This is a genomic window from Agrobacterium sp. 20P9.1.2, assembly GCF_057799395.1.
In genome coordinates this window covers 135,326-148,990 of record NZ_JBYOKI010000005.1, presented here as the reverse complement: position 1 = coordinate 148,990, position 13,665 = coordinate 135,326, and the positions used below count along the sequence as shown (strand labels likewise).

The 13,665-nt window shown below is 57.8% G+C and carries 11 protein-coding genes; 9 read left to right on the top strand and 2 right to left on the bottom strand.

The window, feature by feature from the left end:
* Window positions 1-2 precede the first annotated feature (2 nt).
* Entirely contained in the window at window positions 3-626 is a 624-nt protein-coding gene (locus tag AC27VJ_RS15590) for a class I SAM-dependent methyltransferase (protein ID WP_488684780.1), read from the top strand.
* Between the two features lie 8 nt (window positions 627-634).
* Here the strand turns inward: AC27VJ_RS15590 and AC27VJ_RS15585 are convergent, their stop codons facing one another.
* Window positions 635-820, bottom strand: a complete 186-nt coding sequence (locus tag AC27VJ_RS15585) for a hypothetical protein (RefSeq protein WP_113088990.1) — start codon at window positions 818-820, stop codon at window positions 635-637.
* 191 nt (window positions 821-1,011) lie between these two features.
* Here AC27VJ_RS15585 and AC27VJ_RS15580 point away from each other — a divergent pair, with 191 nt between their 5' ends.
* Both AC27VJ_RS15580 and AC27VJ_RS15575 read left to right on the top strand, forming a co-directional pair.
* Window positions 1,012-2,241, top strand: coding sequence for a PQQ-dependent sugar dehydrogenase (locus AC27VJ_RS15580; protein ID WP_488684779.1), 1,230 nt, complete (start codon window positions 1,012-1,014; stop codon window positions 2,239-2,241).
* A gap of 111 nt (window positions 2,242-2,352) precedes the next feature.
* Complete coding sequence (locus AC27VJ_RS15575; protein ID WP_488684778.1) at window positions 2,353-3,369, top strand: DNA topoisomerase IB; 1,017 nt, start codon at window positions 2,353-2,355, stop codon at window positions 3,367-3,369.
* A 1-nt stretch (window position 3,370) separates the two neighbouring features.
* On the opposite strand, the gene AC27VJ_RS15570 is transcribed toward AC27VJ_RS15575, so the two are convergent.
* Window positions 3,371-3,868 carry a hypothetical protein gene (locus AC27VJ_RS15570; RefSeq protein WP_488684777.1) on the bottom strand — a complete coding sequence of 166 codons (498 nt, stop codon included), beginning with the start codon at window positions 3,866-3,868 and terminating at the stop codon, window positions 3,371-3,373.
* 429 nt (window positions 3,869-4,297) lie between these two features.
* On the opposite strand from AC27VJ_RS15570, the gene AC27VJ_RS15565 reads away from it, so the two are divergent.
* The 6 genes from AC27VJ_RS15565 to AC27VJ_RS15540 all read left to right on the top strand — a co-directional run bounded on the left by AC27VJ_RS15565 (window position 4,298) and on the right by AC27VJ_RS15540 (window position 13,649).
* Window positions 4,298-5,959, top strand: a complete 1,662-nt coding sequence (locus AC27VJ_RS15565) for a phosphoethanolamine transferase (protein ID WP_488684776.1) — start codon at window positions 4,298-4,300, stop codon at window positions 5,957-5,959.
* A gap of 83 nt (window positions 5,960-6,042) precedes the next feature.
* Entirely contained in the window at window positions 6,043-6,696 is a 654-nt protein-coding gene (locus AC27VJ_RS15560; protein ID WP_113088986.1) for a response regulator, read from the top strand.
* A 4-nt stretch (window positions 6,697-6,700) separates the two neighbouring features.
* Window positions 6,701-8,029, top strand: a complete 1,329-nt coding sequence (locus tag AC27VJ_RS15555; RefSeq protein ID WP_488684775.1) for a sensor histidine kinase — start codon at window positions 6,701-6,703, stop codon at window positions 8,027-8,029.
* 69 nt (window positions 8,030-8,098) lie between these two features.
* On the top strand, window positions 8,099-9,205 hold the full coding sequence (locus AC27VJ_RS15550) for an RHE_PE00001 family protein (protein WP_488684774.1): 1,107 nt from the start codon (window positions 8,099-8,101) through the stop codon (window positions 9,203-9,205).
* Window positions 9,206-9,348: 143 nt separating this feature from the next.
* Window positions 9,349-10,506 carry an efflux RND transporter periplasmic adaptor subunit gene (locus AC27VJ_RS15545; protein ID WP_488684773.1) on the top strand — a complete coding sequence of 386 codons (1,158 nt, stop codon included), beginning with the start codon at window positions 9,349-9,351 and terminating at the stop codon, window positions 10,504-10,506.
* The gene (locus tag AC27VJ_RS15540) at window positions 10,503-13,649 is read left to right on the top strand and encodes an efflux RND transporter permease subunit (RefSeq protein ID WP_488684772.1); all 3,147 of its coding nucleotides are present in this window, start codon (window positions 10,503-10,505) and stop codon (window positions 13,647-13,649) included. The genes AC27VJ_RS15545 and AC27VJ_RS15540 overlap by 4 nt, the downstream gene beginning before the upstream one ends.
* Window positions 13,650-13,665: the final 16 nt, after the last annotated feature.

Below are 13,665 nucleotides of genomic sequence, written 5' to 3'. Positions count from 1 at the left end.
CGATGACGGACGAAGATCGCGACGGAAGCTTTATCGTGGATTTTGTGGGCGGTGCGGTCGGCCACAGATTGCGCTCCGGCGAGGGACGCGGTCAGGCGCTGGCAAAAGCTGCCGGGCTGAAAAACGGCAAGACGCCAAGGATCGTCGATGCCACGGCTGGTCTCGGGCGCGACTCGTTTCTGCTGGCATCGCTGGGCTCTGAGGTCACTCTGATCGAGCGATCACCCGAGATGCACGCCATGCTGTCGGATGCTATTGCGCGCGCCATAGCCGAAGGCGGTGTCTATGAGGAAATCGTTTCGAGGATGACATTGCTTCACGGCGATTCCCGCGAACTGATCCCTACGCTTTCACCTGAAGTGGTTTTGATCGACCCCATGCATCCGCCACGCGGTAATACGGCCCTGGTCAAAAAGGAAATGCGGGTTTTGCGGGAGTTGGTAGGGTCAGACCCTGACCAGACGGAGCTTATGAAAGTGGCGTTGGCGCATGCTACCAAGCGCGTGGTGCTAAAGTGGCCGTTGCGTGCCGAGCCCATGCCCGGCATCCGCAAACCTTCTCATCAGCTTCTGGGTAAAAGTACGCGCTATGATGTCTTCATGATCTTGAGCGAAACGACTGCCTGAAGCGCCAATTAGCGGAAAGTGGCTTTCCGTTGCGCGTTCATCAGAAGCTCATGGCGCGACGCGAAATCTCCAAACAGCGTACGCAACCGTGTTTCCTCAGCCTCATCCAGTCTGTAGCGTCGGCAGAATTCTACGACGCTCAGGATAGGCTTGATTTCTGTCGCTTCGATTTCCCTATTGTCTATGATTTGCATGGCACCCTCCTGCGATTTGCGACACAGCAAAACTCACTAAGAAGCCGAAGGTTCCTCACTATTTTTCGACCATGAAATATAAGAGGGCGGTGGAATACACGCCGGTATCAAGTTTTTTTGAAATCGCTGAATGAAACGAAAGCTGCCCTTACATGTTTGCCGTCCGCAACCAATCCACGGAAGGGAGACCTATGCCACGCACTCATCACCTGCTGACGACGACCGTTCTTTCGATGTGCCTTCTTGCACCACTCGCCCCGCTTGCACACGCGCAATCCACCGGCCCAGCCGAAACGAAACAGGCCAACGCGCCTGATCAGAAACCGGCCTTCGAAGGCCAGACACGCGCCGCACAGCCGGAAAAGATGCCATCGCTTCAAAAGACCGTCGTAGCAGATGATCTGCCGCATCTCTGGTCGATGGAAATCCTCCCTGATGGCCGCATGCTGGTTGCTGCAAAAGAAGGCGCCATGCACATCGTAGCCGATGGCAAGCCGGGCCCAGCGCTGGAAGGCGTGCCCGAAGTCGCCTCCGCCGGACAGGGCGGCTTGCTTGATGTCGCGCTGGCGCCTGACTTCGATACCTCCAAGATGATCTATTTCTCCTTCTCCGAGCCACGCGATGGCGGTAACGGCACGTCCGTTGCATCGGCAAAGCTGGTGGAAGCGGACGGCAAGGCCGTTCTGGAAGACACCAAGGTCATCTTCCGCCAGATGCCGACCTATGACGGCGACAAGCATTTCGGCTCCCGCCTCGCCTTCGGCCCAAACAACGAACTCTATGTGACAGTGGGTGAGCGCTCCGACGCTGAGCCACGCGTCCAGTCTCAGGATGTTTCGAGCGGTCTTGGAAAAGTCTTTCGCATCGATACTGAAGGCAAGCCCTTTGAAGGAAACCCCTTCATCGGCAAGGACAATGCTCTGCCTGAGATATGGAGCTACGGTCACCGCAACATCCAGTCCGCGACTATCGATGGCGACGGACGGCTGTGGACCGTCGAGCATGGCCCCAAGGGTGGCGATGAGTTGAACCTTCCGAAAGCTGGTCTCAATTACGGCTGGCCGGTCATCACCTATGGCATCGAATATAGCGGCGGCGAAGTCGGCGAAGGCTTGACGGCGAAAGAGGGCATGGAACAGCCGGTCTATTATTGGGACCCGGTCATCGGCCCGTCCGGCATGGTCTATTATGATTCCGATGCCATTCCGGAATGGAAGGGCTCGCTCATCATCGGCGGCCTCGTCAGTCAGGGCATCGTGGTGCTGAAAGTCGAAAACGACAAGGTCGTCTCTGAAGGCCGCCTGCCGCTCGAAGCCCGCATTCGCGACGTGAAAGTCGGCAGCGATGGATCGATCTTTGCCGTGACTGAAGAGCGCGGCGGCGGAAAATCACAGATTCTCAAGCTTACCCCCGGAGCATGATGCTCCACACCGGGGGCGGCACGCTCGCCGCCCCCAACTCCCCGACTGTTACTGGAACAGACAGAGGTCGGGCGCATTATTCCTCACAATGATGAGGAGCAGAAAACTGCAATGAACCAGCTTCCAATTCGCCTTCTGAAAAAAGTCGGTCTGACCTATGTCAGCGATCAGGAGCCTGGGATTTCACGCGAAAGACGCGGCAAGGGCTTTTCCTACCGGCTGCCGGATGGCACCCTCCTTTCCGACAAAATCGAAATCACCCGTCTCAAATCTCTGGGCGTGCCGCCAGCCTATGAAAAGGTCTGGATTTGCATTGACCCCACCGGCCATCTTCAGGCTACCGGCTACGATGCGCGGGGTCGCAAACAGTACCGCTATCATCCGGACTGGCACCTGCTGCGTGGCGAAACCAAATTCTACCAGCTCAAAACATTCGGTGAAGCGCTGCCAGCGATCCGCCGACGTGCGGCATCCGATATCTCCAAGCAGGTGCACAGCGAAGACGTAACGCTCGCAGCCCTCGTTCTCCTCCTTGATGCAGCCTATTTGCGCGTGGGCAACAAGACCTATCTGGAAACCAACGGCACCTATGGCGCAACCACACTTTTGAAGAAACATGTCTCCTTCGGAGAAACCATCGAGTTGCGCTTTGCAGCCAAGGGTGGCCAGCGTGTGAACCGCAAGCTGAAGCACCCACGTCTACAACGCATTCTCGAAAACATTGCGGACTTGCCGGGAAGACAGCTCTTTGTCTGGCAGGACGAAAGCGGCTTGGTGCATCCGGTCGATTCCAGCGCGCTCAATGCCTATATCTCGCAGGTCGCGGGAGAAGGCATATCTGCCAAAACATTCCGCACCTGGGGCGGCACGCTTGCTGCTTTCGGCAACGCCTCACGCGCACTTGCCAGCGAGGAACGCCCCACGATCAAGGGCATGTGCATGGCAGCGGCTGAAGAACTGTCCAACACACCGGCGATCTGTCGAAAAAGCTATGTGCACCCGGCTGTGCTGGAACTGGCCACGGATGAGAAATCCGTGAAGCGTTTGAACAGGATTTTGACTGCCGAAATAAAGCCCGTAGCCGGGTTACGCGCAGATGAGAGAAGGCTTCTGGAATTCCTGCCCTGACCTATCTCAGCGCAGCATCGACAATGGTTCTTGCCGGATCGACAATCTCGTAGGTGCATTGAAAGGCGGCTTGGGCGACACGATAGGTATCGCTTTCATCGGTCTGCACCTGCACGATGGCATCGCCCGGTAATGCGACCATCATCTCATCCCACGGCGCTCTGAAGTTGAACGGGCCGATCTCATCCGTCACGATGAAATAGCTCATATTCGCGCCCTTCGGCTTGAAGGCGCGGTAGCCGGTGGCGTCGGCTTCAGACAGAGGCTCGCCGTAACGCTCCTTGAAACTGCGGGCCTTGACGAGAATTTCCTCGTTGCCGGTTTCCTCGCAGCGATTGCGCACGACCCAGTCGCCCTCTTCCGCTGGCTTGGAGCGGGTCTCGACGCCTTGGCCCTTGATGAAGGTTATGACGATTTCACCGGGTGACGCCGGGCGCGCATCGACTTCCCTCGTTTTGCGGGCAACGCCCACCATCTCCGCCTTTTTGGCCTCAGCCATAAGGGCGACCTGGTCTTTTCTCGGCATTTCATCAAAAGCGGAAGCCGCAAATGGAAACAGCACAGCGACCAAGAGCAGCGTCTTTGAAAAAACCAACGGAGTCATCTGAATTCCATTCATAGCGGCGGACAGGACAGATCAAGGATTGATCTGACATGGTGAAGAATTGCGATTGGGCAAGCTCCACTCTTAATCTTCACATAAGCGTGAACTGTACAGATATGAGCCCAAAGAAAAACCATGCATTTTAAAGGGTGGATTTTAACAATCCTGAGCATGCCCATTATTCCGGCATAGTGCCGCCGCGCGTGTTTTTACCCCCACCGTTCAGTTTCATGTCAGCTAGATGACACATCCCGGTTCCGGATCGCCGTCCACATGCTAATATATCGCCTTGCATGGGATGGCTCGAACAGCAGGAACCACACTATGGCAATATCCTTCCAGGCAAGCAGAAGCGGACGCAGCGATATCAAAAGACCCACAATGGGCAGCATGACGCTGAGTTTCGTCACCGCTCTCTACCTGCTGTTTTTCACGAACCACACGTTCTGGGCCAAGGTGCATACCTATCTGTCGGCCTATCCGGTAGCGATCTATGGGCTCTATATCGGCATGAGTGCCGCATTTTCGGCAGTTCTTATCTTCTTCTCTGCGAAATACATCACTAAGCCCATCTTCGCGGTGCTGATCATCATATCAGCGGTATCGTCCTGGTTCATGGACCGCTTCGGCGCGATCATCGACAGCGACATGGTCCGCAATGCGTTCGAGACGACGCAGGCCGAAGCGGGCAACCTGATGACGCCGGGCTTTGCCCTGCATCTTGCCCTTTTCGCGGGCATTCCACTTGCGATCCTGCTGTTCATCCGCATCGATCACCGGCCGTTCTTCAGCAAGCTTTTGTGGAACACGATTGCCATTCTCGCCTGCCTCTCCGTGGTCGGTGCTATCGCTGCCGCCAACTCCAAGACCTTCACGACGGCTGTGCGCCAGCACAAAGATATCGCCAAAAGCCTAAACCCCTTCACGCCGATCAATTCGACAATCCAGTATTTCGCGCAGGCCGATAAGGAAGCGAAGCTCACCGTTTCTCCGACAGGCCAGGATGCCAAAGTCATGCCAGCGCTGGGCGGCGTGACCAAGCCGCGCATCACGGTCATCGTGGCCGGTGAGACAGGGCGTGCGGTCAATTTTTCGCTGAACGGCTATGCGCGCGAGACGAACCCGGAGCTAAAGAAGCGCAACGTCACCTATTTCCCGAACACGGTGAGCTGTGGCACGGCGACGGCTATTTCCATTCCCTGCATGTTCTCCCGCTTCACCCGCTCAGAATATAGCCACAGCAAGGCGCTCTCCAACGAGAATGTCCTCGATGTCCTCGTTCATGCCGGCGTGGATGCCCGCTGGTGGGACAACAATACCGGCAGCAAGAACGTCGCGGATCGTATTCCCTACTTCGATCTGACGGCTGCTCTCGATCCAAAATTCTGCCCGACGGGCGAATGCCGCGACGATATCTTCCTCGACAGGCTGGACAGCTGGCTCGACGGCGTGACGAAAGACAGCGTCATCGTTCTCCACCAGCTTGGAAGCCACGGCCCCACCTACCATCTGCGATACACGGACGAATTCCGGAAATTCACACCGGATTGCCAGACGGCGGAACTGCCCAACTGCAAGGACAACGAAATCGTCAACGCCTATGACAACACCATTCTCTACACCGACCATTTTCTGGCGAGCGTCATCGACAAGCTGAAGGCGCGCTCGAACAGGCTGGCGACGGGCATGATCTATGCGTCCGACCACGGCGAGTCGCTTGGTGAAAACGGCATCTACCTGCATGGAGCGCCCTATATTCTGGCACCGGCAGAACAGACCCACGTTCCCTTCCTCGTGTGGTTCGATGATGACTTCGCCAAATCCATGGGGCTGGATGCCGCCTGCCTTTCGAAGGAAGCTGAAGCTGGCGGACGTTCCCATGACAACTTCTTCCACAGCATTCTGGGCATGATGAATATATCCACAACCGCTTATGACCCATCACTGGATGTCTTCAGCGGCTGCAAGCACAGACCCACGACTTGAGCACAGGACGCTTGACGGAACAAATAACGCGGCATACCCACTATCCATGTCCGACCACATCCGGGCCTGAAAGTGAGGTATGCTTGCGTGTTCTGCTGGTAGAAGACGACCATGTGCTGGGCGAAGCGCTTCGTGACCATGTGGCGGCGGCAGGACATGCGGTTGACTGGTTCAAGACCGTCGCGGACTCCATCGCGGCAACCCAGACGGTCGGTTACGGCCTTATCCTGCTCGATCTTCGCCTGCCGGATGGCGAAGGGCTGACCATCCTCAAAGACCTGCGCAAGCGCAACGACCCTACCCCCGTCATCATCCTCACGGCACACGATCAGGTTTCGGACCGTATCGAAGGCCTGAACGCCGGTGCCGACGACTATCTCGTCAAACCCTTCAATCTGGGTGAGTTGACCGCGCGTATGCTGGCTGTCTCCCGCCGATATGAGGGGCGTTCGGCACCGGTAGTGAAACTGCCGGGCATCGAGATCAATCAGGTCGCACGCAACATCACCGTCAACGGCACGGCGCTGACGTTGAGTGCCAGAGAATGGGCAGTTCTGGAAAAGCTGGTGGAACGGCCCGGCGCGGTTGTTTCCAAGGCGCAACTGCATGAAACGCTCTATGAATTCGGCGCGGAAATCGAGAGCAATACAGTCGAGGTTTACGTCAGCCGATTGCGCAAGAAAATCGGTTCTGACAGGGTGGAGACAGTGCGTGGCCTCGGTTACACGATCAGGTAAGCTTATGAAGCGCAGCGACAGCATGACCCGCCGCATGGTGATCGCTCTGACCAGCGTCGTTGCATTGTCCTGGCTTATCGCCTCGTCTCTCGGCATCATGGTCATGCAGGACGAATTTGCCGAAATCTTCGACAGCAGCGTGCAAGAAACAGCTGACCGCCTGCTCCCACTTATCGCCGACGACTTGAATGAACGCAGCCCGGAAGCCGAGCGGCATCTGGTCCAACCCTCCAGCGGTGAGGAATATCTGACCTATCAGGTCCGCGACAGCGAAGGAGAAGTCCTGCTTCGCTCGCAAGACAGCGCCACAGAACCTTTCGATGTGCCGTTGACACCCGGTTTCGCCGATACGGCCACCCAGCGCATCTACACCGTCGCCACGCAGGACGGCAGTCTTTATTTGCAGATGGCCGATGCTTTCGCCAATCGCCGGGAAGCGATCCTCGAGGCCGGGACAGCGCTCATCCTGCCGCTCTTGCTTTTGATTCCCGCCAGCATGATCGCGGTCATACTGGTCGTCAGGCGCACGCTTGCTCCCGTGCAGACGCTGCGAGATGAAATCGGCAGCAAGGACAGCGGCAACATGGCCCCGGTGGATGATGCCCATCTTCCAGCCGAACTGCACCCCATCGCCAGATCGGTCAATCTGCTGCTGGAGCGACTGCGCGCAGCGCTGGAATCCGAGCGGGCCTTTGCCTCGAACAGTGCCCATGAATTGCGAACGCCCATTGCCGGTGCGCTGGCGCAGGCACAAAGGCTGCAAGCAGATATTCCGCCTGAGTTTGCGCCACGGGTTGGCCAGATCGAGCGCTCCCTTTCTCATCTCGCCCAGTTGGCCGAAAAGCTTCTGCAAATGTCCCGCGCCGAGGCGGGTATTGGCTCCTCTGAGACGGATAGCGACCTGCTCCCCATCGTCGAACTGGTTCTGGAAGACATCGGACGCTCGGAAATCGGAGAAAGACGTATCCAGCTTCACCTGCCATCGGATGGCAACCTGCACGGCATGGTCAACCCGGATGCCTTTGGCATCACCGTGCGCAATCTGGTGGAAAACGCGTTGGTACACAGCCCAAGTGGCAGTCCCGTCGATGTCCACATCGGCAATGACAACTCATTCCGGGTCGTCAATCATGGCGTTGTTGTCGATAAGGCCCTGTTGCCCAAGCTGACCACCCGCTTTACCAGAGGCTCGACGCAGGCAACCGGATCGGGTTTAGGCCTTGCCATCGTCCAACATCTCGTCGCGCAAATGAACGGCTCGCTGGCCATGGCATCTCCCGCCACGGGACGTGAAGATGGATTTGAGGTCAAAATTACGCTGCCAGACGCATAAAAGCGGGCAAAACCAAATGAAAGCCAAATCCGAAATTGCTTTCATAGTGGCCGCATCCTATCAGATTCCATGCTCTACGATATCAAGCGATTGCCCTTCGATACGCTACTGCTGCCCTGCACGCGGGCAACGGAAGCCGTAGCACGGCTGGATGAGCGCGTGTCCCGCTCGCCTTTTAGCCAGGGCTTTCTGGAACGACAGGATTTTACCGATGCGGTCTCGTCGCTCTGGGTCGATGGTGAGCTGGTTTATATCGAAGACCTCGTACTGAATGATGCGCATATGGATATTCGTCCACCCACGCATGAAATCGGCATCGCCAACCGGGTACTGCGCGCGCGTCGACAGATATTCAGCAACGAACCGAAATGGGCGCTGAGCGCCGCCGGTCTATCGAGGCTGCGCGGCGAAGCACCCCGAAGTGAAGCGCCTTCGCAGACGAAAGATCGCTCGGCACAGAATGCCACTGAAAATCTTGACGCTGACGACGCGGACATGCCGCTCAGCGATGAGCTGTCAGCCATAGACCGGCTGATTGCCCGAAGCTCTGCCACGCTCGACATCATCGCGAAAGACGAACGCCCGCCTCAATATCCCACCTTTGAAAATCCGACCCGCGATCCGGACTGGAACGAGGACCAGCGTCTCGATGAATGGAAGAAGGTCGTCAAAGTCAGTGCCGGTCTTCCAGCAACGCTGCGCGCCGCCATTGCGCTCGACGCGTGGCAGAAGCTGGAAGTGTTGCAGCGCAGCCCGTGGCTCGGACGCCAGCTGGCCTCCGCCATTTTGCGCGACGAAGGGCTGTCCCCCGCTCATCTGCCCGCGCTGAATACAGGATTGCGTGCCGTTTCCCGTGAACGGCGAAATGCTGGCAACCAAGCTGCACGCCTCGTCGCATTCCTCGAGGGCATTCAGGAAGCGGCGATGCTCGGGCTTAAGGAACATGATCGCCTGCTGAACGCCAAAAGCCGGATGGAGCGCAGACTTCTTGGCCGCAGATCAAGCTCCCGCCTACCGGATCTGATCGACCTCGTTCTCGCCCGCCCGGTCGTCTCAACATCCATGATCGTTAAAGCTTTGGGCACGACGCCGCAGGGTGCGGTCGGCCTCGCCAACCAGCTGGAATTGCGGGAAATGACGGGTCGCGGGCGCTTCCGCGCATGGGGCGTGATTTGATTTTTCGATGGCCGAACACGTAGCGTCATCAACCGCTGCACGCACCCGCCAGATACCGACAATAATCGCGCCCGACTTTATCGCGCGCATTGAACCAAAGTCACTGTCACAGCGTTAATTGACCGCTTTCAGGAGTGGCATGCATGACAAGACCTTCGGTTCAATTGCTTGCCAAGATTGGCACCCGCAAAGGGGTGGCCCTGCTGGCAGGTTTCATCGCTCTTCAATCAACATCTTCTTTCGCCGATGACCCGCCGCCCGTTCCCGTGACGGCGATAAAAGCGAGTGTCGAGACGATCGATCGCGTCATAAACGGCATCGGCACCGTCGCCCCGCTGCAATCGGTCAACGTTCGTCCGCGCATCGATGGACAGGTCACGGAAATCTCCTTCACCGAAGGCCAGTTGGTCGAAAAGGGCAGCGTTCTGCTCAAGCTCGATGACCGGGAACTGGTCTCGGCCTTGACCTCGGCTCAGGCAAAAAGAGCGCAGGATCAGGCGCAGCTCAACAGCGCACGAACTGACGCTCAGCGCTATGCCGCACTTGCCGAGAAGGGTGTCGCATCCGCCTCGACGCTAGAGCAGAAAACCGCATCCAGCGAGCAATATGCAGCAGCCGTGCAGTATGACGATGCGCAAATTAAAAACGCCGAAACGCAACTCAGCTTCGCCACCGTGATCGCGCCGATTTCCGGCCGCACGGGTTTCAAACAGGTCGATGTCGGCAGCCTGATCAGCGCAAGTTCCACCGATGGCATCGTCACCATTACGCAGATGGACCCGATTGCCGTGTCCTTCGTCGCCCCCGGTGATCGGTTCGGCGAAATCCGTGAAGCGCTCAAGCAGGGCATTGCCGAGGTTCAACTGGTTAGCACGGATGGCAGCCATGTCCTTGCCAAAGGCAAACTGACCACCATGGACAACGCCGTCGATGCATCGAACGGCTCCATTCATCTGCGCGCAACATTCGATAACAAGGACGGCGCGCTTTGGCCCGGCCTGCCTGTCGCAACCACGCTGACTGTAGAGCAACGCAACGGCGTCGTCGTTCCGGACAAGGCACTCGCCCGCGGTCGCGATGGTCTTTACGCCTATGTGGTCGGGCAGGATGGCAAGGTCCAGAAGAAGAGCGTCAAAACTGCCTATGTGACCAATGCCAGAGCGCTGGTAACCGATGGCATCGGCGAAGGCGATCAGGTCGTCATGGACGGCCAGTCGCGCATTGGCGATGGCGATAAGGTCCAGGTCACGCCTTGGACGGGCTCCCCCACCGGCGAGCTTGCTGAAAAGGCCAATCCATGATGGACAAGCCTCAAGACACAGAACAAAAAACCAAACACGGCTTTTTCGATTTTTTCATCATGCATCCGGTGGCAACCGGGCTCATCATGGCGGGGATATTCCTCCTCGGCGCGGTCTGCTATCCCTTCATGCCCGTCTCTGCCCTGCCGCAGATCGATTTTCCAACAGTCCAGATCGCCGCCAACCTTCCCGGCGCATCGCCGGATACGATGGCGTCGAGTGTTGCCCAGCCCATCGAGGAAGCGCTGTCGCGCGTGAGCGGCATCACGGAAATGACGTCCAACAGTTCGCTTGGCACGACGTCGATCACCGTTCAGTTCGGTCTGGATCAGGATATCCAGACAGCAGCAAGCGATGTTCAGACCGCCATCAGCGAGGCTGCTGGCCAACTGCCCAAGGACATGACATCGCTTCCCACTGTGCGAAAGGTCAACCCCGCTGACGCCCCCGTCATGCAGCTATCGGCAAGTTCGGACACACTGACGCTGCCGGAACTGCACGAATATATCGAGCGCAATGTCGCCTCGAAAATCGGCCAAGTGTCCGGCGTTGCCTACGTCAATATCGGCGGCAAACAGAAACCAGCCATCCGTATCGCGGTAGACCCGGGACGGCTGGCGCAGGCAGACGTCACCATGGAAGATGTGCGCACTGCCATCGGCAATCTCAGCCTCAGCGCGCCGAAAGGCAATATCGACGACCCGACGCGTACCTTCCCCATTTACACCAACGATCAGATCGGCAGCAGCGCAGAGTGGAACGACGCCGTCATCGCCTACCGCAATGGCGGCCCGGTGCGTATTCGCGACATCGGCCAGGCGGTGAATGGCGCTGAAGACAACAAGATGGCGCACTGGACCAATGGTCAGCGCGGCATCGCGCTCGATGTTTTCCGGCAGCCCGGCGCGAATGTTATTGCCGTCGTCAATGCGGTGAAGGAACAGCTTCCGGCCCTTCAGGCTTCGCTGCCCAAATCCATCAAGCTCGAACTGGTCACAGATCGCACGACGACCATCCGGGCATCCGTTGAGGATGTGCAGTTTACGCTGATGTTGACCATTGGCCTCGTGGTCGTCGTGATCTTCCTGTTCCTGCGCAATCTGCGCGCCACGATCATTCCCGTCCTCACCTTAACCATCGCACTTGTCGGCGCGCTTGCGCCCATGTGGGTGCTTGGTTTCAGCCTCGACAATCTCTCTCTGATGGCTCTCGTCGTCGCCGTTGGCTTCGTCGTGGACGATGCCATCGTGATGCTGGAAAACATATCGCGCCACATCGAGGACGGCATGGAGCCCCTGGAAGCGGCGCGCAAAGGTGCGGGCGAAATCGGCTTTACCATCGTCTCCATCAGCCTCTCGCTCATTGCCGTGTTGATACCGATCCTGTTGATGGGAGGTATCGTTGGGCGGCTTTTCCGGGAATTTGCGGTGACGCTGACTGTTGCCATCATCATTTCCGCCGTCGTCTCTCTGACGCTCACACCCATGCTGGCATCCCGCTTCATCCGCCCTATCGATGACAGCAAGCGCGGGCGTTTCTACAAGGCGGGCGAGGCCTTTTTTGATGGCCTGACCTCACTTTACATCCGCAGTCTGAAACCCGTCCTGCGCCACCGTTACATCACGCTGGTGGTTTTTCTGTGCACCATCGCGGCCACTGGCTATCTCTTCGTCATCGCGCCAAAAGGCTTCTTCCCCGAACAGGACACCGGCTTCATCGCAGGTCTTTCGCAGGCATCCCCCGACATTTCCTTCACCGAAATGGCAAAACTTCAGGAGCGTGTCAGCGCCATCATCCTGAAAGACCCGGCTGTCTATAGCGTGTTCATGGATATTGGCGGCGGCAATGGCGGCAATGCTCTCAATCAGGGCCACGTCAATATCACCTTGAAGCCGCTCGATCAGCGCGACGTCAGCGCCAAGCAAGTTATCGACAGGCTGAGTTCTGCCTTAAATGCGCAGCAAGGCATCAAACTTTTCATGCAATCGGCACAGGATATCAACATCGGTGCCCGCCCTGCGAAAACCCAATATCAGTTCACCCTTCAGGATGCCGACATCCAGGAACTGGGAGATTGGGCCGGGAAGATCACCAGCGGTCTTCAAGGGCTGGCAGAACTCAGAGACGTTGGAAGCGACCAGCAGGCAGAAGCGCCGAACCTGTCCATCAAGATCGACCGAGCCGCAGCCACGCTGTATGGCGTGCTACCCTCCACCATCGATGACACGCTCTATGACGCCTTCGGCCAACGGCAGGTGGCTTCCTATTCGACACAGACCGATACATTCCGCGTCATCCTGGAAGTTCTGCCAAGCCTTCAGCGCGACATTGCAACGCTGGAAAGACTGTCTGTACGGGCCAGCAACGGAACGCTTGTACCGCTGTCCGTCGTCGCCAAATGGTCGACGGATGGCGTTTCGCCGGTCTCGATCTCGCATCAGGGCCAATCACCCGCGGTAACCGTTTCCTTCAACCTCGCGCCCAATGTCGCACTGGGACAGGCAACGGCAGCGATTGAAAATGCCGTTTCCCACATGCAGCCGCCCGCTTCTCTGCAAACCAGCTTTTCAGGCAGCGCAAAGGCTTTCAAGGACTCACTGGGCACGGTGCCGTTGCTCATCCTCGCCTCACTTGTGGTGGTCTACATCATCCTTGGCGTTCTTTACGAAAGCCTCATTCACCCGCTGACGATTCTATCCACGCTGCCATCGGCGGGCCTCGGGGCTTTGCTGGCGCTTCAGATTGCGGGTTTCGATTTCGGGCTTGTCGCCATGATCGGCGTCATCCTGTTGATCGGCATCGTCAAGAAAAACGGCATCATGCTGGTCGACTTCGCGATCCAGGCGGAACGAGAGGAGGGGCTGAGCAGCGAGGACGCCATTACCAAAGCCGCACAGATGCGGTTTCGCCCCATCTTGATGACAACCATGGCCGCGCTTCTCGGCGGGCTGCCACTCGCCATCGGCCACGGATCCGGCTCGGAACTGCGCCAACCGCTCGGCTATGCCATCGTCGGCGGCTTGCTGGTGAGCCAGTTGCTGACACTCTACACCACGCCCGTCATTTATCTGCTGCTGGACAAGCTAAGAAGCCGGGACACATCAACAGTCACAACGCAGGATACGGCACCAACAGCGGCGTGAAAGAAGTGCTTATCAA

Bases quoted from the DNA above. Each gene is read 5' to 3' on its own strand.
- AC27VJ_RS15590 (WP_488684780.1), top strand. From the start codon at position 3: ATGACGGACGAAGATCGCGACGGAAGCTTTATCGTGGATTTTGTGGGC.
- AC27VJ_RS15585 (WP_113088990.1), bottom strand. From the start codon at position 820: ATGCAAATCATAGACAATAGGGAAATCGAAGCGACAGAAATCAAGCCT.
- AC27VJ_RS15580 (WP_488684779.1), top strand. From the start codon at position 1,012: ATGCCACGCACTCATCACCTGCTGACGACGACCGTTCTTTCGATGTGC.
- AC27VJ_RS15575 (WP_488684778.1), top strand. From the start codon at position 2,353: ATGAACCAGCTTCCAATTCGCCTTCTGAAAAAAGTCGGTCTGACCTAT.
- AC27VJ_RS15570 (WP_488684777.1), bottom strand. From the start codon at position 3,868: ATGGCTGAGGCCAAAAAGGCGGAGATGGTGGGCGTTGCCCGCAAAACG.
- AC27VJ_RS15565 (WP_488684776.1), top strand. From the start codon at position 4,298: ATGGCAATATCCTTCCAGGCAAGCAGAAGCGGACGCAGCGATATCAAA.
- AC27VJ_RS15555 (WP_488684775.1), top strand. From the start codon at position 6,701: ATGAAGCGCAGCGACAGCATGACCCGCCGCATGGTGATCGCTCTGACC.
- AC27VJ_RS15550 (WP_488684774.1), top strand. From the start codon at position 8,099: ATGCTCTACGATATCAAGCGATTGCCCTTCGATACGCTACTGCTGCCC.
- AC27VJ_RS15545 (WP_488684773.1), top strand. From the start codon at position 9,349: ATGACAAGACCTTCGGTTCAATTGCTTGCCAAGATTGGCACCCGCAAA.
- AC27VJ_RS15540 (WP_488684772.1), top strand. From the start codon at position 10,503: ATGATGGACAAGCCTCAAGACACAGAACAAAAAACCAAACACGGCTTT.